Annotated in this window: 32 protein-coding genes and 1 rRNA gene; 30 read left to right on the forward strand and 3 right to left on the reverse strand. The window is 43.2% G+C overall.

All coding sequences use genetic code 11. The features are described 5' to 3' along the window. Positions 1-111 precede the first annotated feature (111 nt). Complete coding sequence (locus NX845_RS21755; protein WP_108092292.1) at positions 112-1032, forward strand: LysR family transcriptional regulator; 921 nt, start codon at positions 112-114, stop codon at positions 1030-1032. Between the two features lie 346 nt (positions 1033-1378). On the opposite strand, the gene NX845_RS21760 is transcribed toward NX845_RS21755, so the two are convergent. Together NX845_RS21760 and NX845_RS21765 are read right to left on the reverse strand one after the other, a co-directional pair. Beyond that, on the reverse strand, positions 1379-2494 hold the full coding sequence (locus NX845_RS21760; RefSeq protein ID WP_260257137.1) for a hypothetical protein: 1116 nt from the start codon (positions 2492-2494) through the stop codon (positions 1379-1381). Next, positions 2495-3100, reverse strand: coding sequence for a S24 family peptidase (locus NX845_RS21765; RefSeq protein ID WP_048667338.1), 606 nt, complete (start codon positions 3098-3100; stop codon positions 2495-2497). It abuts the gene before it with no gap. Positions 3101-3233: 133 nt separating this feature from the next. On the opposite strand from NX845_RS21765, the gene NX845_RS21770 reads away from it, so the two are divergent. The 21 genes from NX845_RS21770 to NX845_RS21870 all read left to right on the forward strand — a co-directional run bounded on the left by NX845_RS21770 (position 3234) and on the right by NX845_RS21870 (position 14255). Then, the gene (locus tag NX845_RS21770; RefSeq protein ID WP_016783608.1) at positions 3234-3488 is read left to right on the forward strand and encodes a pyocin activator PrtN family protein; all 255 of its coding nucleotides are present in this window, start codon (positions 3234-3236) and stop codon (positions 3486-3488) included. Between the two features lie 10 nt (positions 3489-3498). Beyond that, complete coding sequence (locus NX845_RS21775; protein ID WP_248395473.1) at positions 3499-3693, forward strand: hypothetical protein; 195 nt, start codon at positions 3499-3501, stop codon at positions 3691-3693. 2 nt (positions 3694-3695) lie between these two features. Next, a complete protein-coding gene (locus NX845_RS21780) occupies positions 3696-3890 on the forward strand; it encodes a hypothetical protein (protein ID WP_048662771.1) in 195 nt (64 codons plus the stop codon). After that, the gene (locus NX845_RS21785; RefSeq protein ID WP_260257138.1) at positions 3890-5719 is read left to right on the forward strand and encodes a replication endonuclease; all 1830 of its coding nucleotides are present in this window, start codon (positions 3890-3892) and stop codon (positions 5717-5719) included. The genes NX845_RS21780 and NX845_RS21785 overlap by 1 nt, the downstream gene beginning before the upstream one ends. A 64-nt stretch (positions 5720-5783) precedes the next feature. Then, positions 5784-6092, forward strand: coding sequence for a hypothetical protein (locus NX845_RS21790; RefSeq protein ID WP_102314969.1), 309 nt, complete (start codon positions 5784-5786; stop codon positions 6090-6092). Then, positions 6085-6594 (forward strand): hypothetical protein, encoded by a 510-nt coding sequence (locus tag NX845_RS21795; RefSeq protein ID WP_260257139.1) that lies wholly within the window; start codon positions 6085-6087, stop codon positions 6592-6594. Before NX845_RS21790 ends, NX845_RS21795 begins: the two co-directional genes overlap by 8 nt. Next, positions 6587-7024 (forward strand): hypothetical protein, encoded by a 438-nt coding sequence (locus tag NX845_RS21800; RefSeq protein ID WP_076669134.1) that lies wholly within the window; start codon positions 6587-6589, stop codon positions 7022-7024. The genes NX845_RS21795 and NX845_RS21800 overlap by 8 nt, the downstream gene beginning before the upstream one ends. Continuing rightward, positions 6999-7748 (forward strand): hypothetical protein, encoded by a 750-nt coding sequence (locus NX845_RS21805; protein ID WP_260257140.1) that lies wholly within the window; start codon positions 6999-7001, stop codon positions 7746-7748. The genes NX845_RS21800 and NX845_RS21805 overlap by 26 nt, the downstream gene beginning before the upstream one ends. Before the next feature lie 139 nt (positions 7749-7887). After that, entirely contained in the window at positions 7888-8016 is a 129-nt protein-coding gene (locus tag NX845_RS21810; RefSeq protein WP_017055733.1) for a hypothetical protein, read from the forward strand. Between the two features lie 3 nt (positions 8017-8019). After that, a complete protein-coding gene (locus NX845_RS21815) occupies positions 8020-8850 on the forward strand; it encodes a major capsid protein P2 (protein WP_017055734.1) in 831 nt (276 codons plus the stop codon). An 11-nt stretch (positions 8851-8861) separates the two neighbouring features. After that, positions 8862-9194: a hypothetical protein gene (locus tag NX845_RS21820; RefSeq protein ID WP_260257141.1), complete on the forward strand. Its 333-nt coding sequence runs from the start codon at positions 8862-8864 to the stop codon at positions 9192-9194. Continuing rightward, positions 9194-9319, forward strand: a complete 126-nt coding sequence (locus tag NX845_RS21825; protein WP_017055736.1) for a hypothetical protein — start codon at positions 9194-9196, stop codon at positions 9317-9319. The genes NX845_RS21820 and NX845_RS21825 overlap by 1 nt, the downstream gene beginning before the upstream one ends. Before the next feature lies 1 nt (position 9320). Next, positions 9321-9512, forward strand: a complete 192-nt coding sequence (locus NX845_RS21830; protein WP_017055737.1) for a hypothetical protein — start codon at positions 9321-9323, stop codon at positions 9510-9512. After that, on the forward strand, positions 9509-9883 hold the full coding sequence (locus tag NX845_RS21835) for a DNAase (protein ID WP_102360657.1): 375 nt from the start codon (positions 9509-9511) through the stop codon (positions 9881-9883). The genes NX845_RS21830 and NX845_RS21835 overlap by 4 nt, the downstream gene beginning before the upstream one ends. A gap of 3 nt (positions 9884-9886) precedes the next feature. Further along, positions 9887-10318 (forward strand): hypothetical protein, encoded by a 432-nt coding sequence (locus NX845_RS21840; protein WP_017080092.1) that lies wholly within the window; start codon positions 9887-9889, stop codon positions 10316-10318. After that, positions 10315-10920 carry a hypothetical protein gene (locus tag NX845_RS21845; RefSeq protein WP_260257142.1) on the forward strand — a complete coding sequence of 202 codons (606 nt, stop codon included), beginning with the start codon at positions 10315-10317 and terminating at the stop codon, positions 10918-10920. Before NX845_RS21840 ends, NX845_RS21845 begins: the two co-directional genes overlap by 4 nt. 1 nt (position 10921) lies before the next feature. Next, a complete protein-coding gene (locus NX845_RS21850; protein WP_260257143.1) occupies positions 10922-11563 on the forward strand; it encodes a hypothetical protein in 642 nt (213 codons plus the stop codon). A gap of 20 nt (positions 11564-11583) precedes the next feature. After that, a complete protein-coding gene (locus NX845_RS21855) occupies positions 11584-12054 on the forward strand; it encodes a structural protein (RefSeq protein WP_260257144.1) in 471 nt (156 codons plus the stop codon). Between the two features lie 95 nt (positions 12055-12149). Next, entirely contained in the window at positions 12150-12347 is a 198-nt protein-coding gene (locus NX845_RS21860; RefSeq protein ID WP_048667348.1) for a hypothetical protein, read from the forward strand. Further along, a complete protein-coding gene (locus NX845_RS21865; protein WP_170968685.1) occupies positions 12347-12505 on the forward strand; it encodes a hypothetical protein in 159 nt (52 codons plus the stop codon). The genes NX845_RS21860 and NX845_RS21865 overlap by 1 nt, the downstream gene beginning before the upstream one ends. Positions 12506-12695: 190 nt before the next feature. Beyond that, positions 12696-14255 carry a HEPN domain-containing protein gene (locus NX845_RS21870; RefSeq protein ID WP_260257145.1) on the forward strand — a complete coding sequence of 520 codons (1560 nt, stop codon included), beginning with the start codon at positions 12696-12698 and terminating at the stop codon, positions 14253-14255. A 55-nt stretch (positions 14256-14310) separates the two neighbouring features. Here NX845_RS21870 and NX845_RS21875 read toward each other — a convergent pair whose 3' ends face one another. Beyond that, positions 14311-15375: a site-specific integrase gene (locus tag NX845_RS21875; RefSeq protein WP_260257146.1), complete on the reverse strand. Its 1065-nt coding sequence runs from the start codon at positions 15373-15375 to the stop codon at positions 14311-14313. A gap of 110 nt (positions 15376-15485) precedes the next feature. Here NX845_RS21875 and dusA point away from each other — a divergent pair, with 110 nt between their 5' ends. The 8 genes from dusA to NX845_RS21915 form a co-directional block, all read left to right on the forward strand. Next, on the forward strand, positions 15486-16487 hold the full coding sequence (gene dusA, locus NX845_RS21880) for a tRNA dihydrouridine(20/20a) synthase DusA (protein ID WP_017080832.1): 1002 nt from the start codon (positions 15486-15488) through the stop codon (positions 16485-16487). Between the two features lie 275 nt (positions 16488-16762). After that, positions 16763-16984 (forward strand): envelope stress response protein PspG, encoded by a 222-nt coding sequence (gene pspG / locus NX845_RS21885; protein WP_004735816.1) that lies wholly within the window; start codon positions 16763-16765, stop codon positions 16982-16984. Positions 16985-17098: 114 nt separating this feature from the next. Further along, positions 17099-17785 (forward strand): TIGR04219 family outer membrane beta-barrel protein, encoded by a 687-nt coding sequence (locus tag NX845_RS21890; protein ID WP_017080082.1) that lies wholly within the window; start codon positions 17099-17101, stop codon positions 17783-17785. A 192-nt stretch (positions 17786-17977) separates the two neighbouring features. Then, positions 17978-18208, forward strand: coding sequence for a hypothetical protein (locus tag NX845_RS21895; protein ID WP_004735813.1), 231 nt, complete (start codon positions 17978-17980; stop codon positions 18206-18208). 123 nt (positions 18209-18331) lie between these two features. Beyond that, entirely contained in the window at positions 18332-20197 is a 1866-nt protein-coding gene (locus NX845_RS21900; RefSeq protein ID WP_260257147.1) for an assimilatory sulfite reductase (NADPH) flavoprotein subunit, read from the forward strand. After that, positions 20197-21924 carry an assimilatory sulfite reductase (NADPH) hemoprotein subunit gene (cysI, locus tag NX845_RS21905; RefSeq protein WP_017093961.1) on the forward strand — a complete coding sequence of 576 codons (1728 nt, stop codon included), beginning with the start codon at positions 20197-20199 and terminating at the stop codon, positions 21922-21924. The genes NX845_RS21900 and cysI overlap by 1 nt, the downstream gene beginning before the upstream one ends. Then, positions 21917-22693, forward strand: coding sequence for a phosphoadenylyl-sulfate reductase (locus NX845_RS21910; protein WP_017086595.1), 777 nt, complete (start codon positions 21917-21919; stop codon positions 22691-22693). The genes cysI and NX845_RS21910 overlap by 8 nt, the downstream gene beginning before the upstream one ends. A 676-nt stretch (positions 22694-23369) precedes the next feature. Next, a 16S ribosomal RNA gene (locus tag NX845_RS21915) occupies positions 23370-23444 on the forward strand; the annotation flags it as partial.

Genomic DNA, 23444 nt, shown 5'->3' on the forward strand with positions numbered 1-23444 from the left:
TTATTTAACTAAATCAGTGCGGTGTAGTAGGGGAAAGGCGTATAAAGTCTACTTTTTAAAGGTAAATCACTGATACCATAAAATATAATAATATTTATATCAGTAACGCGTATGAACTTTAATGAGTACTACTTGTTAGCTATTTTTGCTGCGGTCGTAGAAGAGAGAAAATATACTAAGGCAGCGAAGCGGTTAGGGATAACTCAGCCATCGGTGAGTCAAAGTATTTCAAAATTGCGAGATATTTATAATGATCCACTTTTTGTTAGGGAGAAGCTAGGCGTTAGACCGACAGCATTTGCGTTGGAAATTTACCCAGATATTGCTGATGCAATTTTAAAGTTAGATGCACTATCAGCGACGAGGACCCGATTTGATCCTAGTTTGAGTAAGCGTGTATTTAAAATATCAACCATCAGTCTATTTGAGCACACTTTAATACCTGAGCTTTTTAAGGTGGTTGAAAGTGAAGCTCCGAATGTTACGATTTTAGTTGATAACCACAGTACAAAAGAAACCAAGGATATGCTAAGACTAAGCTCGATTGATCTCTCAATTGAAGGCTCTTCCGAAACTGAACCATCAATACATTCTCACAGGATTTATGACGATGAGTTAGTTGTTGTTTGTCGGAAAAATCATCCTGCATTTCCTGCAAGCCTAATAAGCGAGAGTGAGTTTCTAGAACATCAGCACGTTACACTTTCAAGTATCTCTGGTAATCACAGTTTTTTTGAGAGCTTACGGCCCTCTAGTGTCCAACTTTTGCAAAAACGTAAAGTGAAAAGACAAGTTGCGAGTTATTGGGGGTTACTATCTTCCGTTCAAGACAGCGATAACCTAGCTATTTTCACTCGTAAAATGGCAGCTGATAATTTGGACGTATTTAATCTGAAAATTTTAGATAACAATTTTTTAGAGCAGAAAGTTGAGGTGTGTGTGTATTGGTCAAAAGCTAGAAACCTTGACTCATCAGTTGCCTGGTTGAGAGAAAAGGTTAAAGCTGCCGCTATTAATGCTTTATCTTGTTAGTTAGTTAGTTAGTTAGTTAGTTAGTTAGTTAGTGGTACTGCGATTGTGCCAGTGACATTAGTGTAGATAGAAATTATCGAGACCATTTAGGAACTCATGATTTGGCAATTAGACCAGGGATGAAAGGGAATGTGCCAAGCCTGCTTATGATTGAAGCAATGCTGGTAGGGCTGTATAATCCCCCGCCTTATGTTGAGCAGAGGGTGATCGTTCATTCTCTCAGTATAAGAACAGCTAACACATAAAGCGGTGTGCTATGAGCTATATCGTTGAATTTCTAAGAGGTATCTAATATGCACCCATCATCCCGCTTATCCGTCGCTCCAATGCTCGATTGGACTCACTTTTAAGCAATTACTTGGTTTGCCAGTGAGTCATCCGTACCTTTTACGTACTGCTCTGTTAAATCGTTAATACTGAATTTTATGCAGCCTTCAAGAGTTTTGTGGCACACTCGATTTTCAGGGAGTGTGTAAGGGGTATTGTTCGGCACTTCATCATCAGAGAAAAGATCTAATGTGAATACTTTTGTTAATCCAATCTCGGGATCCACTTTGAGTTGATTCATGCGTCCTATCCTAAGTGTTGCTTTTAATCGTTCCATCATTTCAAGGCAGTGCATCGTCTCGTAAGAAGTATCAAATCTTGCACACGTATCGACCACTTTTAAAATTGCATGGATACGTTCAATTGAGTCGATGATTGAATAGCAGTGGCCTTTTATTATAATTTGCTCGCACTCTTTCTTTCCGAGTAGTTTTAATTGAGTGTGCTTATAGTCTCTAATTAAAATGTTCTTTAGGTTAGCTCCATCAAGCATTATCTTACCTAAGCTTAGGTGATGATTTGTGAGTATTGGGGCTAGGTCTGAAATACGATATAAGAGAAACAGGCTAATCTCGCTTAGGGAATCCACTTTTTCTGATTTCATCAGTGTCGGAATGTCAAAGTGCGCTTCAAGCTTTCCAATCAACAATTTATTGATCTTGATATCTCCTGTGTGAAGTAACTCTGGAAACAATGCTTTGTGATATTGGCGAATATCAAAGGCGTTAGTCTCAAGTTTTTTTAATTTATCAAATGCTTTATGTTCAAGAACAGGTTCTAATCTTTTTTCGGTAAATTTTTGGAATTCTTCAATGTGCTTGTAGTAGTTAGTAAATAAGTTTTGCTTGTGTGTTAGTGCTATTTGTTTTTTTGTCTGCTCTGAGCGATGGTTTGCAGCGAATACAGCACCAACCGGAATCATAAGAGCAAGAAAACCTAGTGGCACTTTGAAGTAATCTAAAAGGTTATTGAAGCCAAAGTATGTAAAGTTCCACTCACCCCAAAGGCTCGACTGGTGAATAATAATTCCACAAACGAGAAGGAAAATGGAGATGAAGCTGATTGCGGTTAATCTAACTATCTTAAGCTCGAAGAAGCTAGTATCCGGATCAAAGTAGATATTGTGTTCTTTCATTTACATTCTCTGCCCTGACCAAACCACCTCACCGATGATCTCGAAGTCGTTACCTTTAATCTCTTCTTTTCCAAGTTCCCATGCTTCATAAGCACTATTGTCACTGACTACCTTGATTCCGTTTGGTAGAAATTGAAGTCTCTTCACCATCAATCGATTGTCATATCTGAATACGTAAATCCCATCAGTAGAAAAACCATCAACACGGTTCACCATTACAACGCTTTGATTCTTAAGAGTTGGGATCATGCTGTCACCGCGAACGGGCATCAGGAAGATATTGTTTGGGTTAAAGCCAAGCTCTTGCCTAATGAATTTCTCACTGAAAACCATTGCGCTAGATTCTTCTTCTTTTTCAACAAGCGTGCCTTGTCCAGCACTCACCTCAATATCGAAAAACTTAAGCTCAAGATAACCAGTAGGCAAACTGACGGCCTTTTGTGATAGCTGTCTAGCTTTGAGGAATATTTTTTCAGGGATGTTTTGACGCTCTCTCCACGTATAAATCGTCTTTGGAGATATCTCTAAAACCTTTGCTAGCTCTGCATTCGTAGAGGTGTTCGTAACCTCCTTTAGCTTCCTCAAACTTAACTCAAACTCGCTCATTATTGCCTCGGTTCTTCAAAAAGGTGTTGAAATCAAAAAGTAATGCCTCATAATTAACTCAAATCGACTTTGAGGAACTCTGAGGAATTGTGAATTGGTTACAGTTACCTCAAGTGTACTACATGGAGGAATTATGAACACAAGATTTGCTTTACTTGCGCGATTTGAAAACCCGACTGTTGAACTTAAACAGATCAGCCAAGAGTTTTTTGGCATCACTCCAAAGACGGCAGAACAAAAAGCCAAAGGCTGCGACTTCCCCGTTCCTACTTTTAAGTTGCGTGATTCAGAACGTAGCCCCTCGTTGGTCAAGATTGAAGATTTGGCTGCATACATTGATAAGCGTCATGCGGAAGCCAAGCAAGATTGGCTATCAGTAAACGGATAGAGGATTGAGCATGAATAATGTAAAGACACCGATTCATAGCATTAACGTTGATTTTTCTCATTCGAGTGAAGCTAAAGAGCTTTTCATGATCGTGAAAGGTCGCTTGTCTTGGCTAAGCCCATCTTCACCAGAGTTTGAATTTCTGCACCCAATCTATGAGCAACTAGTCGAAGCTACAGAGCTGTTGGAAAGCTTGGAGGAATAGACATGCAGGTATCTGACCCTATCCACCTACCTTGCCCCGATATGCTTGGCATGGTTGACCCAAAACCGGAACTACGCGAACGCTCTATTCATTTGATAGAGCAGTTACGTGAAAAACATGGTTTATCGAAGCGTTCAAAGCGTAAAGCTAGACCGATGAATTACGTTTGCACAAATCATTCGTGTACGGGGCTGTAATGAACGAACAAGCGATGACAGCAGCACTTGCTAACATGGAAGCGAAAAGTGACGCAGGGGAACTCCCTCGTTACTCTGCGTTCACTAAACGCTTCTTTCCTCGCTTGCCTAAAATCGTGCGTAACGATGTGAAGCGCAAAATAGCCAAGCGTAAACAACGTCAAAACCCTACCAAAGAAAATCTGATACTAGCGGCAGAAGATGCCGTTAAATTTGGGCTAAAAAGAGCGCACTTCATTGAAGACAAATTCCCGTTTGTTGATAGTCGCGCCAAGACTCGAACTCAACCGTTAAGCCACAACATTTTGATGCGTGATGATGCCGTTAGTGAACTAGCAAAAAAGTTCGCTGATAAGTGTGCGTTACTGCTTACCGAAGAAAGCCAACCCGAAGTATTCAAAAGCTTTTTAGATGCGATAGAGCATGTTTACCAATTGCAGAAAGCTGAACTAAAAACGATTCATGTTAACGCGCCACAAGTGAATCTTAAAAAGCGCGATAAGAAACCGGAAGAGTTAGAACAAGACCTACAGGTAGCTGTGCTCAAGATGCAATCTGAATCTTGGATAGAGGGACGCTTGTTACACCTCCGAGCGCAATACATTGAGTATTCACAAATCACGCTTGAGCGAGTTGGTGAGGGGAAACATCAGTCACCGGTGATCAGTGCGTTGTCATTTGCCAACTGGAAACAGAAACAGCGTGACGCTAAAGCGTTCCTTGAAACTATGGCAGTGATGAATAACGAGACGGGCGATTCTTTCAATCTTGAGGATGTGGTCAAGCGAACGACTGCGAATCCAGAAAACCGTCGTATTGAAATGATGGTGCGATCTCGTGGTTTTGAAGAGTTGGCTCAAGACTTAGGTTATACCGCGCTCTTTATTACTTGGACGTTACCGAGTAAATACCACCGAGTCTCTAAAAAGTGGAATGGTGCGAGTATCAAAGATGGTCACCAAGTACTTATGCAGCAATGGGCGTTAGGTCGAGCGCTCATAGCTAAAGAAGAGATTCATTATTTTGGTTTTCGAGTGGCAGAACCACACAAGGACGCAACCAGTCATGCTCACTATTTTTTGTTTTGTTCACCTGACGATAAAGACTTCATTATCGAAACCTTAGAGTCGTGCGCTATCTCTGAGGATACGTTCGAACTAGGTTCTGATATTTCGCCTCGTTTTGATGTGAAAGAGGCTGATCCTAAAAAGGGCGGGGCGACTGCCTACATTGCCAAATACGTATCGAAGAACATCAATGGAAAGCACATGCCAGAGCATGAGGGTGAAGAATCTGCTTATCGTGCTCGTGCTTGGGCTTCCACTCACCGAATCCGTCAATTTCAGCAATTTGGTGGTAAGCCTGTTTCTCTTTGGCGAAATCTACGCAGGGCAAAACCGGAACAGACCATGATAGACCCAAAGCTCGAAGAGCTGCGCCAAGCGGCAGATTCTTCGAAGTGGTCGCTGTTCTGCCAATTGGCTGATAGTGCAAAAGTTGCCTACCAATCAAAACAAAACCAATACGGTGAAACAACCAAAAAGGTGATCGGCTTTTCTTGGCTCGGTCGTCTTATAGAGACGTCTAGCGAGTGCTATTCGCTCGTTAAGAAAAAAGACGTGAAGCGTCTTCAAGAGGCGCGGAGCGTCTCACCTTGGAGCACTGAAAATAACTGTAACTCTCCCTTAGTTGAACATCTTCAACGCGTGACCGGATGGAGCGTGGAGGGAGTCCAATGCTTAATCTCACCGTTAATGCGGGGAGCAAAAGTCCAAATAGATAAATACACGAATATCAGTTTCAAAAATAATCGTCTGATTGTGTATTAAACCATTGCCAACGATGTGAATCAGGGGCTAAACACTAAACAACGTCGTGAGACAGAGGAACACCATGAACACACTTTCTAAAGAAGAATGCCAAGCAGAACTAAAGCGCCTCGATACTATTGATGGATTGGAGCAAGAGCTTGAAACCGCCTTCGATAAAGTCAAAGACTTATCACCAAGTGACCTACTGACGCTTGCACCCAAGCTTTTGATGGGAAATGCCAACCCTCTGACTGAGCTTGGCCTTGACCCTCAATTGGTAGACAAAGCAAAGCTTGTCGCTAAAGCCAACCGCATCATTCGTTCAGAGCGTAAAAAGCAGCTTCAAAAGCAAATGGGTAATGTTATTGAAGAGGTGCAAACTGATGAGTAAAACACCGAATCCAACGCGGGGCTATGTGTCTTGCCCTGTCTGCAGTCGAGCGTCAACCGTTCACATGGTGGGCGAGGGAAAACTGATTGATACAGGCGAAACCGTTAAGAACGGGCGCAACCTTGGATTGCTTTATTACAAGTGTCCGAGCTGCGGTAATAGTTCAATGAGTAAAACGGTGAGTGATTATTGCAGTGATCACATGCAAGAGTCGGTTGCTCAGCTGCCAGTGCTAACCGAAGTCGTTGAGCTTGAGCTAACCGAAGATGAGCCAACGGTCATTGAAGTGCAAACCAATACCGATTCAACTGAAATGACTACGGTAGACCAAGCGCTCCCAACCGAAGAAATCCAAGACGAAGTGCTACCACCAAAACCAAGCCTTAAACCGCAATTGCTCAAGGTTGGAGCATGTTTGGGTTTGATTCTCGTGTTGCTCTTCACCATTAAACGTTTATTGGCAACGCCAAAACCAACGCAGGAGGGTAACGCCAATGGATGAATCAACCGTTGAAATGAGTGCTGACAACCTTGCTGAGCTTGATATGTACGTTGCGGAGCTGCAATCGAACACTTCAACCGAAAACCAACCGAGTGGCAGCACTGAACAAGAACCCGAAGTCGATGTTAGTGAAGCATTGGATGCGTTAGTTACAACGGGGTTAGTGGTTGTTGAGCAAGCCGTGTCGATTATGAAAGACATTGATTTTGAGTTTGATGATCGCGCTAAACAAAGCGTTATCAATGCCGCTCGACCTGTTGCTAAACAATACGGTGGCGCATTGCTTGAACATTGTGGTGATTACATGAATTTGATGACGCTCACCTTGGCGATTTTAGGTTTGTGGTGGGCTTCTAAGAAACAAATTACCGCACTAGAAATGCAGAAAGAAGAGGAGGCGAAGCATGTCGCTAATCGTAAATCCGATTAACTCTAATCCCTCTCATGATGCCGAGCACACCGTTTATTTAGGTGGTACGGGTAGCGGAAAAACCAGTGCCGTGAAATTCATGGGGTTGGTACCCAAAAAAGGGCAAGTCTTGTTCTTTGACCCGTACCGAAACTACGCAGGACAAAAGTTTCACGGCCAGATGTGCCATGGCTTTGATGACCTTGCCAAGTTTATCAAAGCGGCAGTGCATGGTCGTCGTGTTGGCTGTTCGTTTAAGCTTGCGTATGTCCCGCCCAAAGGAGCGTGCATGTCAGAACTTGAAGCTTTTAGCGCGATAGCTTGGGCGTTGGGGGATGGTCATAAAACTAAGCTGAATGTGGTGATTGAAGAACTCGCAAGTTGCGCGGAAACCTCTGGAAAGCTAGAAGGGAAAACAGGTGAGCTTTTACGTGGTGGCCGTCAGTTTGGTCATGTGGTGCACACCATCTTTCAGCGTGGGCAAGAAGTACCTAAAACCGTGACTAATCAATCTTCGGTTTGGTGGTTGGGTGCGGTGAACTCTGGCGTGGATGCGGATTGGGTTGCCAAACAAAAAGGCATTCACTCAAACGAAGTCGCTGATCTTAAAAGTTCCAAGGTTAATAAACGTCTTATCGGCAAGGCGATCGCGGAATACCTAATTGTTCGTGATGGGATTGGCAACATAGAACGTGGTGCTCTGAACTGTGAAAGTGGGAAGCTCCTATCTCGCAATTACCGTTAAACCCTTCGTGATGCCTCTCTCATTTCAACCTATAGGTTAAAAGTTCTACCTATAGGTTGAAACCTCATGACCTTGTTTCGGTTGTCTGATTTGATAATGACTCTTAAAAACTTTCCAACGTTGTGAAACAGGGGAAACCATGAAAGCAAGTCATAAAGCCATGCTAATCACAGTCGTCTTAGTGCTGTTGGCATTAGCGGTAATCAACAATGTAGGCGCGCTCAAGCCTCTCAAAGAGCAAATCAATGGTAATTCGGGGTGGTTTTAAATTATGGAACTACTGAATACACCATTTAACCCACGTCCACTCGATTTAGACCCTGTTGAAGGAGCTAATTGGGGCAACCAAGCAAGCTTACGTTTGGTTAGTGGTCCAACATACCAATCCATTGAACTGGTAACGAACATTACTAACCCTGCTGATATTGAGCGTGTACGTATCACGTTAAACGGCAAGGAAACGTACAACCTAACAGGTCAAGATTTAGTAGACCTTCAGGAGCATCGCAAACAGTTCACACAAGCGGGTCGCTATGTCATCCCATTTGCAGATTTAACGCTTCGCACCAAAGGCGGTGTTCGCACTGGTGAGCTTGTTACCCTGCAAGGTGAAATCTGGTTTGTGTATATCCAGTTAGCTCCAAAATCGGGTGGTACAGCTGCGCCAAGCATCCGTGCACGTTCTCATACTACACAAGCTCAATCACAGCGTGTTTACTTACCGCGTATTTACTCTTTGTCTTGGTTTGCCAGTGCATCGGGTCGTACTCCGTTTGATTTTTCTGAGCGTTCTCCGCTTCTGTCCTTAAAGCGTATTCACTTCAAAGACTCGTCGATTGATCGCGTTCGTGTTCTTCGCGATAGCGTTGAAGAAATCAACGTCAACAAAGCAGACAACGCATTCGACCTCGCTATCTGTGGCTTAGAACAAAATCCAGATTGGTTCAGTCTTGATTTTGTTCGTACTGGTTTTGGTGTTGAAGGTCGCTTGCCGACTAATGCCATGAAGCAGCTTCAATTCGAGCTTGATAAGTCTCAAACGGGCAGCGTGTCTGTGTTGATTGAAGCGATTGAGCAAGTAGGCGTTATCACAGCGAACTAAGGGGGTGGGCTATGTCCTTACCTGACCAACCGAAAGCCACCGCCAGTTCTGGCGGTTGGTTTGACAGCATCCTTGAAGGTGCGGGTGAACTTGTTGGTGGCGCTGTCGATGTGGTGGGAGATTTTGGCGGCAATATGCTTGGTATCAAGATGGATAACGAGCTAGAACGCGCTAAGTCGGCCAGTCCAGACGAGAATCGCGCCAACAATAACGACTATCAGCAACCCAATGGACAGCCCGTGAATACGAATAGCGGTGTTCAATGGCAGACCATCGCCATTGTTGTGGTGTTGTTGCTTGTGGTGTTCGGCGGATTGGCGTTTGCGCTCAAAGGGGGCAAATAATGCCAATTCTCTACCTCGGTGTGGCGGGCTTAACTCTTGGGTTTTTGACCGCCAAGGAAATCAACAAATCAGCGTGGATCATTGTGGTGATACTTGCGCTGATTATCTGGCTGAAAATGGGTTGATATGTTTGGAGCAATGACCAGTTTAACGGGCGGTGGTGGTTTAACGGGCGGTAGCGCTGGACCATCTACAGCCACAAGTAGTAACCAGTCGGGGCAATCAATTGGTGGAATCAACATGGGTGGTGGGGTGAGTCCTTGGCTCATTCTTGCTATCGCAGTGTTGGTCATCGTAGCCCTAAAGGTACTCAAATGATCCAAGTGGTAACGCATTCAAAAAGTACACAAGAGCGATTGCGAGTTGCTTTTCGCGCTTGTCCTGATGACTTCGAGTTAATGGAGCAAGCTATAAGCGATGGCCTTGTTAGCATCTATCTGATTCAAGGTGATAACTATGACCTTGCTGTTGCAGGTGAGGTGTTTGGCAATAGCTATTTTGTGTGGGCGGTACAGGGAACTGGCGCAGTGAAAGCGACCCGTGAACTGGCAGCTTATGTCAAAAGCAGCGGTTTGAAAGCGATTACCACGAAAACGTATTTTCCTTTGGTGGCGCGCTTATTAAAGCGGCTTGGAAAAGTCTCAAGCATAGAGCGAGACCGTCACCAATTATTACGATGGGAGGTGTAGTGCATGGGTGGTAAATCCAGTTCAAGCAATAGCACCAGTACAAAGAATACCAGTAGTCAAAATGCTATCAGCGGTGACAACCTCGGCGTTGCACTGAGTGGTATTGAAGGTTCAACGATTAATGCCACGTCCACCGATTATGGCAGTGTGGCTAAGTCGTTTGATTTTGCAGGTGACGCGCTCGATGAATCATTAGCGCTCGCCAATGGTGCGCTCAAAGAATACAGCTCAAGTAATAGCGAAAACCTTCAAATGATAGCAGGGCTTGCGGGTAATCAAGCGGCTCAAAATACACAGAACCTCGACAAGCTAACTGAACTTGCCAAGTTCAAACAAGACAACGGACAAAGCGCTCTCAATAAACAGCAATTAGTTCTTATGGCCGTGATTGTATTTGTGTTTGGTTTTGTTCTATTTAAGGCGGTGAAAAAATGAACCTCACTCTAATAAAAGGGCAAGTCGTTCCCTTAACCGTAGAATCTAGTTGGCTTTTTATTGAGTCGTATAAAGGCAAATTGTCAGTTCGATTAGATGATGCTGGCGAGGAATTTACTTTGCCTAGTGGTTCGGTTCTTCGTTATGGAAAACCAATGGGGCGCATCTTACTTAGTGGTGAAGGTAGCCTTTCACTTGAGCATGGGCGTGGGGATTTTACCCCACCAGTTGAAGGGCAAAAGTTAGAAATTCAAACCATGCCGCCAATCGAATTGATGCCTGGTCAAAGTATGAAAGTTAGCGAGCTGCCAGAAGTACGTCTTGAACCTAATCAGAGCGTACGCCTTGAACCCAATCAGGTTGTAAGCGTAGAAGTTAGCAACGAACTCATTGGGCGTTCTGGTGAATTGCCAATGCCGGTTCCCGCTAATGCCAACCGTAAAGGGATAATTATCAAAGCGCCTGCAAGTAATACAGGGGTGTTGAGTCTCAAAGGTTTTGAGTTAGTCGCGGGTGAGACGGTTACGATTGAAACCACAGCGGGGTTCACTTTGTCAGGAACAGAGCCTGATACAGATACAGCGCACATATTGGAGTATTAACATGCTATTACCACCGCTACCTACGGGTAACAGTCGAAATAAAATCGAATTTCTGTATGAGCACATGAACTCTGGTGAACCCAGTTCTGATGCACCATTAGCGATACCGATTATTCAAGGTGATTTTTATCGAAGTGGCCGAGAGGGTTGGAACGAAGACCTAGACGGATTTTTGCTTACATACAGTGTATCTGAGTTCTCTGAATTTGGAGACATGGATATCTTGCCATTGATTTCTTTAGCTCCTGAAAGTGATGAGCCCTTTGTTAAGTTTTTCTTCAACCTCTCAACCATGCTTCGCCTATCCAATTTTGAGGGGGAATTGGGCTTTGCTGTTGTTTTAGCTGATGAGCAAGGCAACGTCATCAAATCTCCCGATGGTTACGTTAGAAAGTTAGACCTAAAAAGTACTACGGTTCACGGCACTCCTTCAGAGCTAGGGCAGCGAGTCACTGCTAATGAAACGGCTGTCTTATGGGTTGATAAGGAACTTATCAAAGGAAAACAAAAAGTCATTCTACATCTGATGATCAGAGGCGATGCAGCTTACACCTCCGATAGTGGAATAACGGACAAAGAAATTTTGTCGAGAGTGTTCCTGCATGGTGGTGATGTGACTTTGGTTGGTTTGGGCGTGTCGTAAGTCTAATCGTAGGAGGCTGCATGATTCGCGCACTTATTGTTATTGCCTTAATCCTTTCTCTATATCAGGGGCAAAAAGTTATGAAATCACAACTTAATCGCGGGGTTCGTAATAACAACCCGCTCAACATTCGCATTAGTGGTAACGCTTGGACGGGCAAGGTCACACCATCGAAAGATAAGGCTTTTGAAACTTTCTCTGATTCAAAGTACGGCTTTCGAGCTGCGACCAAGCTCATCCGCAACTATCAGAACCTTTATGGACTGAATACGCTCTCGGGCATTATCCATCGTTGGGCTCCAGAGAGTGATAACAACGATACCGAAAATTACATTCAATTTGTGGCTAGCAAAGTGGGCGTGAACCCAAGTGCAGCTTTAAACCTCTATGACGATCACTTCATGACTCGTCTTGTTCATGCCATGTCCATCATGGAAGTCGGGCGATATTACTCGGTGAGTGATGCTGCTGAAGGGGTCGCGCTTGTATGACCAAACAAGAAGCAATGCAACGTTTGGCGGTTGGGGTTCTGACCGCTTTAATCAGCGCTTATATCTGGAAGCGCATCAACAACTAGGGGCTAACAATGAAAGTAGATTTTAAACAGCTATCGACTAAGAAAGGGCTGGCGCTAATTGGGGCGGGTATTGCTCTTGCTGCGGGACACCCTGAACTACTTACTGCGAGCGTTTCAGAAACGGGTGTTCAGTATGGCGGGCTTTTGGGTACCTTAGTTCCATTAGCAATTGGCCTATGGGAAACCCTACGCAATGAGTTTAAGTAATGGCAGAGTATCAAACACTAATAATCGCTGTTGTCAGTGCATTGTCGAGCGGGGTAGGTGTTGGTATTACACTAAAAACCGATGTTAAGTGGCTTCGGCTGATGATGGAAAAGATGGATGAGCGTTTGACTCGACTTGAAAGTAAAAGCCCTAATTAGTAGGGCTTTTTTGATTAAAAGAGTGTGGTTCTGACTTCTTCAGTTATAACTTTAGATAGTGAGAATCGACTCAACTAACAGGGTGTGTTCAATGGTTGATTTGCACTATCTCACGCACGCAGTTTATGTATATGTACTTTTTTACGAGTATTCTTCATAGTGGCTAGTCGGAGCATGATAGGGATTCAGAATGTTTAATATTTTTAATAAGTTAAGACAGTTGCTTGGTGTGCATTGCCTAGAGTATGCGTTGAACCAAACTAACCTTGAAGCTATTCAAAGTGCAGATGGAATCGTATTTAACGCAAATGAAATTGCAGTTCTTGAATTACTCAACCAGAAAATAAAAGAAATACGAATAGCTTTGATTCAACAGGATGCTTATGAAGACCAATACCTTACTCTTCTAAGTGAAATGGAGTCTGGTGGTAAACCTATTTTCCACCTTTGTCGGAGCTTGTGTGGTGGCGAGCCTCCTCTTCGTACCTCTGAAACGGATGAGCTTCTTAATTATTGTTTTCAGATAGCGAGTAGAGAATATCCAACACTTCTTATGAAGCAGAGTGGATTGGTGGTAAAGCAATACAATTACAATCAAAAATACCCAATGGACTTTGAAGGGTTTGAGGTTTTGATAAGAAAAGACAAGATATCTGACTTGTTAAATAGAGAAGCTGGCTTGATGAGTGCGCTCAAGTTTGTAACTGATGATGATATCAGTCACTACACTCAAACTGTTCAATTGTTAGAGAACATAATCACAATTTCATTTCAAAACTGCACCTTTAGAGGGGAGGGGACTTATGACGACTTAACTCGTGAGATTGAAAAACAAGTTTTGTTCTTGCGACAGATTGTGAACAACGAAGAAGCTGAGTATTCGAGCTTTATTGGCATTGTTGGTTTAAATTTAGGGGAGTTGCGCGAACTGAGGCTTGAGGATTTAGTCGTTAGGCAGTTTGACGACCGAAATAGTCCTAATAAAATTGCCCAAATGGCAATGCACAACAGAAGCCAAAATGGTGAAGTAACGTCATTTGGTTGTATTGGTGAAATTAATCATCGAACAAAATTGATTGGAGATGTTAAAGATTACTCTAGCTCCAATTCCAGAAAGACCCATGACTATGTAAATAAAATAGAAAATGCATTTAGTTTAGCGTTGGTTTTTACAACATTTGAACCAAAAGGTTTCAAGTATGTATTTTCGACTATGGGTTTATGTACATCGCCTGCGGGAAATTTTTCTTTTACTTCAGATAATCAACCTCATGGGATGCTGTCTATTGAAGAGGGGCATCTTGATAGATTAGAAATGTGGTATCAGTTGTTAAAAAACACTGATTTAAAAACGGTGGAACTACCGTTGCGTAAGCTTTCCCAAGCCGTTTTTGAAAGAAAGAATCCTACTGATTCGTTTATCGATGCTATTACTGCTTTAGAGGGCATGTTTGGTGCTCAGGGTGAGACTCTTTTCAAGGTATCAACAAGTGTTTCTAGGTTTTTGTATGATTCTTTTGAGGAACGTACAAAATCGAAAAAGTCGATTAAGACTCTTTATGACTTAAGAAGCAAATTGGTACATGGTGCAAATGACTCAGTACCTTCGCACGAAGTAATTGAAGAAAGCACAAACCAAGTTTTAGAGTTGTGCTTTCATACTATTTCAAAGCTTCTACAGGACAAGAAGCTATTGGCACTACAGCCCCATGAGAGGATTAACTTAATAGTTTACAGCGAAGACTACTAATCAGGCTTTTTGAATGGCTAGAACTCTCTAAGAAATGTTTTGAAAGGATCGCTACTCAAGCTTTCTTATGCAATTTATGCGGAAAAAGTTGAGTGTAAACTTGCCACAAAATGTTCAAGTTACGATGCCCAGTTACTTGGGCTACTTCTTCAATTGAGTAGCCCTTTTCAAATAACCGACTCGCTCCCTCTCTGCGTAAATCGTGGTACCTCAAATCCTCAATCCCTAATTCATTTCTCACTCGCTGAAAGCCTGCGCTAACACTTCGTGAGTTGTACGGGAAAATATGCTCACCTTTGTTTGGTTGTTTTAGTGCGATCTCAAATGACTCACCAAGCAACGGCACAATCATATGATTGCCTTCTTTCTTCCTTGGGTCTTTTCTGTCTCTGACAAGTATCGTTTTATGTTCTTGGTTGAGGTCTTCCCAACGCAGCTTGCAGACTTCCCCAATTCGCATACAAGTAAGAATGCTGAATTCAAGAATGTCGGTGAACGGGATTCGAGTTTTGCCGTTTGGCCGAAATGACTCACGTTGTTCTAATCCAAGTTTTAACCGCTTTAGTTCTTCGGAAGTTGGACGGCGCGTTCGCTTCTGGCTTTTACCGATTAGCCCCATATCAATGAGAACCGGAATTGCTTCATCAAATATCTGGAAGTTGGCGGCAATATTGAAAACAGGCTTCGCTTTCTTCATAACAGAACGAAGGTAAGCAACATCGTGATAGACAGTTGCACCGCCAGCGCCACCGCCTTTACGGTTTTTACAGTGTTGGATTAAGTCGCTAGTTCTTAGCTTGTCGCTTTCAATCTTGGATATGTCGCAGTCACGCAATAGCTTGATCACGTATTGTTTCGTTCGCCCTGTTTTATCCCATAAATCAGGCTCTTCCATAAACTTGTCCAGAAGTACGTACAGCGGTACGGATTTCTGTCCGGATTCGTCAGGGTTTTCTAGCTCAAGAACCCGCTTGTTTGCATAGGTTCTAGCGAGTTCTTTTTTCCTGAATGTTTTCGATTCCCTGTGTATAATCGCCGAATTCTTTTTGACTACAATGTCCACTGTGAAGCGTGATTCACCGCTTTTTAGTGTTCTTTTTTTAATGCTAAATGATGCCATTCGTCCTACTCCATCGATACGTACTATATGCGTACTGAAAGGGTGAGTTTGGGGCAACTCTAGCAAATTGCTGTATATATATACAGTGTATAGATTTCGAGTAACACCTTATGAAACCTGACAATACTAGTAAATACGCGGCTAACCGCTTATCCGTTGCACCCATGCTCGATTGGACTGACCGCCACTGTCGTTACTTTCACCGTTTGCTTTCTCAGCAGACGCTTCTGTACACGGAAATGATAACAACGGGTGCGATCTTACATGGTAAGGGCGACTTTCTAGAATATAACGAGCAAGAACATCCTCTTGCACTTCAACTCGGTGGTTCAAACCCGGTTGATTTGGCGGCGTGTGCCAAGCTTGCTGGTGAGCGTGGCTATGATGAAATCAACCTTAATGTTGGTTGCCCTTCAGACCGAGTTCAGAATGGTCGCTTTGGTGCTTGTCTAATGGCTGAGCCTGAGCTGGTGGCAGATTGTGTGTCGGCGATGAAAGAAGTCACTGATATTCCAATTACCGTGAAAACGCGTATTGGTATCGACGACCAAGACTCTTATGAGTTCTTAACTAAGTTTGTTTCGACGGTTTCTGAAAAAGGCGGCTGTGAGCAATTTACTATTCACGCGCGTAAAGCATGGTTGAGTGGCCTTAGCCCGAAAGAGAACCGAGAGATTCCACCGCTAGATTACGATCGTGCATACCAAATCAAGAAAGACTTCTCTGATCTTGTGATTGCCGTGAATGGTGGCGTTACTACTCTTGAGCAAACTAAAGAGCACTTGCAACACCTTGATGGTGTGATGATCGGTCGTGAGGCTTACCATAGCCCGTTTATCTTGGCTGAAGTTGATCAGCAGATCTTTGGTTTAGACACGCCAATTAAGAAGCGCTCACAAGTGGTTGAAGAAATGTACCCGTACATTGAGCGTGAGCTTTCAAATGGTGCAAGCTTAGGACACATCTCTCGTCATATGCTTGGTTTGTTCCAAAGTATGCCGGGCGCAAGACAATGGCGTCGCTACATCAGTGAAAACGCACATAAGAAAGGTGCAGGTATCGAAGTGATGCAGACAGCATTGGCTAAGATCCCTAAAGAGCTAAACGTATAACCTCCCTCGAGGTGAAAAGTTCGAGCTTAAAAGCCCAAGCTAAAAACTTAAGCTTAAAAACCAAGCTTATAAACCTAAGCTTAAAAACTTAAGGCTAAATTCGCCACTAGAGGCTAAATTTGCCATTGATCGTTTCTTTAAAAGCCACGCATTTAGATGTGTGGCTTTTTATTTGACTGATAAGTAAGGGTTTTATTGGTTTTACTAACTTGGTATGGAAGCTGCAATGTTAGAAAGTAGGAAAGATAGGTCATTAACTCATTAGGGAGACCATTATGTTTGAATTAATCTTTGTTCTTATTTTCGTCGCAACTTTACTTGTCACTGGTATCACGTTTATGACGGTATTGGCTGCAACCGGAATCGCGTTAGTCGTCATGTTGGTCTTGGGTATGATGGGGGTTGTGTTTAAGTTGCTGCCTTGGTTAATTGTGATTGCATTGGGTATCTGGTTTTTCAAAAACTTTGTACACAGTTCTAACCAAAGACGTTACTAAGGTCATGGTGTCGTCAAATCTTTGATCGTCAGCGGTTTATCGTTTGAGAATTTAAGATGTGTGATAGAATTTTCCCCAATAATCTATGAATGTGCATACAATTAGCACAACGATATGGAATTGGAGCTATCTCAAATGAATAAAATGCCATTAATTGCTTTAGTGGGAATGCTATCTTTAAGCTCGGCAGTGTCTGCTGAAGAAGAGTTTTCTTACACGGCTAAAGTCGGTGCCGATATGTGGTGGGGAAGTACAAAGCTAAACGAAGTTAGACAAGATGATGATTCTAACTCACCTTCGTTGTATTTCGCATTTGAGCATAATGCCCCGATGCTACCAAACGCTAGCTTTCGCTATACTTCTGTTGATGCAGATTCATTGGCCTTCGATAAGTACGACTACACCTTCTATTACACGTTGTTAGATCACAAGCTGATGAACTTCGATGCGGGTGTGACGTTTACTCAGTATTCAAACTCGAATTACATCGAGCCTCAAAATGGCACTCAAACGAGCTTCGATGAGTTTACTTGGAGCTTCTACGGTAACGCAGAGATCAACGTTCCTGAGACCAATTTCGATATCATTGGTACGATGGAGTTCGGTGATAGCAGTGGTATTAAGAGCACGGATTTGATGGCAGGTGTTCAGTACCGAATTCCTGTAGCAGAAACTGAAGTAGCACTACGTGGTGGTTACCGCGTGATCGACCTTGATTCGGAAGAGTTCTTCTCTTCAGAGGTTGGCAAAGAGTTTGTCATGGTTGATGGCTGGTTTGCTGGCGCTGAAGTGCGCTTCTAGGCCATATAAAGCAAATTTAGAACGAATTTTGAGAACGCCACTTTATTAAGTGGCGTTTTTTTATATCTATTGGTTATATCCTTCTGGAATTAGTTAGCACATTCATCACTTTCGACCATCCTTTATACAGAGAGCTAATTAGCGTCTATTCTTATAAGGTCTATGTTGTGAGGTCAAAGCAAGGGATGGAATATGACACTCAATGAATTACGAAATTTATATAGAGAAAATCTGTTAGTTGAAGCGATCATAGAGCCCTCAATTCAAGAAGGGTCTTGGGTTGTGGAGTTTCGCCATATGGGAGGTGGCTTTGTTCTGCTTACTGATGTTCATGGTGAAGAGTGCCATTACGCGGATTTAGACCTAGCATCTAAGTCGGCAATGGCGGTTGGCTTTCAGCAAGTGCGTATTGAAAACCAGTAAGTCAATTTGCGTTTCAATCGGTTTTTACTTCCAAAAAGTTATAAAACATACTTTTCTATTCTTTCTTGTTATTAAAAGGAGTGGTTAATCTATCGTCACGCAATGATTAGGGATGTCGTGACCATGTCTTTAAATAAGAAAGAGTCTTCACAAAATAATAATGCACAGTCTGGGGCTAATGAGTTACCTGGGCTAGCAGCACCACTTAATGACCAACAATTGGGTCATCTTCAACACACTGTTTCTGAGTTATCTTCACAACAACTGGCATGGGTCAGTGGTTACCTTTGGGGAGTGAGCCAAGCTCAGCCTGTCGGTGCAGCTGCGCCAATCGCTCAAGCGGCTGCTGCAGTAGCGGCTAAACCTGCGGGTAAGCTCAGCATTATCTTCGCATCTCAAACAGGTAATGCGAAAGGCGTCGCTGAATCGCTTGAGGCAGAAGCCAAAGCCTTGGGTATTGCTGTCGAGCTTTTCGATGCAAGTGATTATAAAGGTAAGAACCTAGCCAAAGAGACACACGTCATTTTTGTGGCTTCAACCAATGGCGAGGGCGAAGCCCCTGATAACGCTATTGAGTTGCATGAATTCCTACAATCGAAGAAAGCGCCAAAATTATCAAACCTACAATACGGTGTGATTGGTTTAGGTGACTCAAGCTATGAGTTCTTCTGCCAAACGGCTAAAGACTTCGATAGCTTCCTCGCTAAGCTTGGTGCTAAATCGTTTGTCGACCGTCTTGATTGTGATGTTGATTACGAAGAATCAGCAACGGAATGGCGCGCTAAAGCATTAGAGCAAGTAAAAGAGACGCTATCGACAGGTACTGAAGCCGATGTGGTTCAATTACCAGTCGGTCAAGCGGCTGCCGGTCATTCGCAATACACCAAACAAAACCCATACACCGCGACATTATTGACGAGCCAAAAGATCACCGGTCGTGATTCGGGCAAAGATGTTCGTCACATCGAAATTGATCTTGATGAGTCGGGTATTACTTACCAACCGGGTGATGCGCTAGGTGTATGGTTTGAAAACAGTTCAGAACTCGCAAATCAGATCCTTTCTAAGGTTGGGTTGTCTGGTATCGAAAGTGTTGATGTCGATGGTGACAACTTATCTATCCACAGCGCACTCGTCAGTAAATTCGAGATTACATCTTCAAATCCTCAACTTGTGACTAAGTTTGCTGAGCTATCGGGCAGCAAGAAGTTAATCAAGCTGGTGGAAGATAAAGACAAGCTTCGTGAATACGCGGGTAATACTCAAGTTGTCGATGTTTTAGCTGAGAAGAAAACTAAGCTATCGGCTGATGAATTGATTGGTCTACTACGTAAGCTGACACCGCGTCTCTACTCTATTGCATCAAGCCAAGCTGAAGTGGATGAAGAAGTTCACTTGACGGTTGGTTTGGTTGAATACCAAAAAGGCGAAGAGTCTCGTTTGGGCGGAGCTTCTAGCTTCTTAGCTCAACGTCTTGAAGAAGGCGGTGAAGTGAAGGTGTTTGTTGAGAACAACAATAACTTCAAACTACCACAAGACGACAATACACCAATCATCATGGTCGGCCCGGGTACCGGTATCGCACCGTTCCGCAGTTTTGTTCAAGAGCGTGAAAACAATGATGCTGAAGGCAAAACCTGGTTGTTCTTTGGTGACCGTACCTTTACTCAAGATTTCTTATATCAAGTTGAATGGCAGAAGTACCTTAAGTCTGGTGCGCTAACCAAGCTTGATGTTGCCTTTAGTCGTGACCAAAAAGAAAAGGTTTATGTTCAAGATCGCTTAATCGAACAAGCAGCTCAGGTTTGGCAATGGCTTCAAGAGGGCGCGTACCTCTATGTATGTGGCGATGCGACTCGAATGGCGAAAGATGTTCATGAAGCGTTAGTTACAATTGCGGAAAAACATGGCAATCAGAGCCGCGAGCAAGCTGAACAATATATTAATGATTTACGTAAAGCGAAACGTTACCAAAGGGATGTGTACTAATGAGCAAGCAAGTAATAGAGCAAGAAGTGCTAGGTCAAGTACTGGGACCTTTGGCTGACAATGAACGTCTTAAGCGTGAAAGTAAAAATCTTCGCGGTACGATTGAACAAGATCTCCAAGATAGAATTACGGGTGGCTTTACTGCTGATAACTTTCAGTTGATCCGCTTCCACGGTATGTATCAGCAAGATGACCGTGATATTCGTAACGAACGTACCAAGCAAAAGCTAGAACCTTTACATAATGTCATGCTGCGTGCTCGTATGCCTGGCGGGATCATCACTCCGAAGCAGTGGCTCGCGATTGATAAATTCGCAGATGAAAGCACCTCTTATGGTTCTATCCGTCTCACAACTCGTCAAACTTTCCAGTTTCACGGTGTGTTGAAGCCGAACATTAAATTAATGCACCAAACACTAAATAGTATTGGTATTGATTCCATTGCAACGGCGGGTGACGTAAACCGAAATGTTTTGTGTACCACAAACCCGGTTGAGTCTGAGCTACACCAAGAAGCCTACGAGTGGGCGAAAAAGATCAGTGAACATCTATTACCTAAGACTCGTGCTTATGCCGAAATCTGGTTAGATGGTGAAAAGCTAGCAACAACGGATGAAGAACCTATCTTAGGTAGCAACTACCTACCACGTAAGTTCAAGACGACGGTTGTAATTCCTCCGCAAAATGACGTAGATGTTCATGCTAACGATCTTAACTTCATCGCGATTGCTAAAGACGGAAAGCTGGTGGGCTTTAACGTATTAGTGGGCGGTGGTCTTGCAATGACGCACGGCGATACTTCTACTTATGCACGTAAAGCTGACGATTTCGGTTTTGTGCCATTAGATAAAACGTTAGATGTAGCAGCTGCGGTGGTAACGACTCAGCGTGATTGGGGTAACCGTTCGAACCGTAAGAACGCAAAAACCAAATACACATTAGACCGTGTTGGTATTGATGTATTCAAAGCAGAAGTAGAAAAACGTGCAGGCGTTGAGTTTTCTGAAAGCCGTCCTTATGAGTTTACTGGCCGTGGCGACCGTATCGGTTGGGCGGAAGGCATTGATGGTAAGCACCACTTAGCGTTATTCATCGAAAATGGTCGTTTACTTGATTTCCCTGGGAAAGCGCTGAAAACAGGTGTTGCTGAAATAGCGAAGGTCCACAAAGGTGACTTCCGAATGACAGCGAACCAAAACCTCATTGTTGCAGGTGTACCTAAGAGCCAAAAGGCAAAAATTGAAAAACTGGCACGTCAATACGGTCTGATGGATGATGCCGTTTCCGAGCAGCGTAAAAACTCAATGGCTTGTGTGGCATTCCCAACATGTCCTTTAGCAATGGCAGAAGCTGAGCGTTTTCTTCCTGAGTTTGTAACGGATGTTGAAGACATTCTGAAGAAACACGGATTACCAGAAGAAGATAACATCATCCTTCGTATCACGGGTTGTCCAAACGGTTGTGGTCGTGCAATGTTGGCTGAGTTGGGTTTAGTCGGTAAGGCGCCGGGGCGTTACAACATGCACTTAGGTGGCAACAAAGCCGGAACTCGTATCCCGAAGATGTATAAAGAGAACATCACGTCAGCTCAGATTTTAGAAGAGATTGATTCGCTGGTGGGACGTTGGGCTACGGAACGTAACGACAATGAAGGGTTCGGCGATTTTACAATCCGAGCTGGCATCATCGAAGAGGTGATCATTTCAAAGAGGGATCTGCATGCATAATTCTGTCGCTTCAAAACTGAAGTTAGCAGAGCTACTCGCATTGACTAAGACGGAGCAAATACTTCGTCTTGGACAAATCAATGCTGAGTTAGAGCAGCTAACCGCATTAGAAAGAGTTAAGTGGGCTTTAGACAATTTAGAAGGGACACATGTTGTGTCTTCTAGTTTCGGAATCCAAGCGGCGTTGATGCTGCACTTAGTGACTCAAGCAAAACCCGATATTCCAGTTATTCTTACGGACACTGGGTATCTATTCCCGGAAACGTATCGATTTATCGATGAGTTAAGTCAGAAGTTGACTCTAAACCTTCAAGTCTTTCGTTCTCAGCAGAGCCCTAATTGGCAAGAAGCGCAATATGGCAAACTTTGGGATCAAGGTATAGAAGGGATAGAGAAGTACAACAAGCTTAATAAAGTTGAACCGATGAGAAGAGCGCTGGATGAACTAGAGGCTGGCACTTGGTTTTCTGGGTTGAGAAGAGAGCAATCTCAATCGCGTGCAAACTTACCTATCTTATCTATCCAAAATGGTGTGTTTAAGTTCTTGCCAGTAATTGATTGGACAAATAAAGATGTTCATTATTACTTAGAGGAGCATGGTCTCAGTTACCACCCACTTCGCGAACAGGGGTACCTTTCTGTTGGAGATACTCATACGACTAAGAAATGGGAACCGGGTATGACTGAAGAAGAAACCCGTTTTAATGGTCTAAAACGAGAATGTGGTCTCCATGAAGACGATGGAGAGCAATATGGCTCTGGGATTTAGACTCATTGCCATTTAAAAAGCTGCCATAAGGCAGCTTTTTTGTTTTCTAGGATGAAAATTAGAGCAATTGTGGATAAGTCTGTGGTTATTCTGTAGGTACTTTGTAGTTAAACTTGCACAAATAAGGCTTTGAGTGTTTATTCGTCATCTAACCGTTATTTTTACATTTTTCTTTAATAAACACTTGCCAATGTGAGGAACATCTCTATAATGCCGCCTCACTGACACGGTAGACGCCACAAGGCTTCAGCGAAGAATGTTAGTAAGGCAACTAGCTTTAAGCGATTATTCGCTTCTACTTTTTAAAAGTAGAAATTAATTTTCAAAAGTGTTTGACACTGAGAATTAAAACGCTAGAATGGCCGCCTCTTCCGAAGTGATGTAAGTCACAACGAAGAGAAGCTCTTTAACAATTTAAACCTATCAATCTGTGTGGGCACTCGTTGATGAATATCAAAACGTTTTATCTTCCCTTTTAATTAAGAGAAGTAAAACAGATTCCTCGGAATCAACTTTGGTTTCAATGAACTGAGTGACCAATACGAATAACTACTTTCTCTTGTAGAAAGAAAGTATTTGGCACAGTCAATTCATTATCTTTCTGTTGGAAAGATAATAGCTTTAGAATTACTTTTTGTAGTTTTGAAGTCAGTATTCATTGAGCCGACAAAATCTTAAATTGAAGAGTTTGATCATGGCTCAGATTGAACGCTGGCGGCAGGCCTAACACATGCAAGTCGAGCGGAAACGA

The sequence above is a fragment of the Vibrio sp. NC2 genome (genome assembly GCF_025195005.1).
In the GTDB taxonomy this organism is placed as follows: Bacteria; Pseudomonadota; Gammaproteobacteria; order Enterobacterales; family Vibrionaceae; genus Vibrio; species Vibrio splendidus.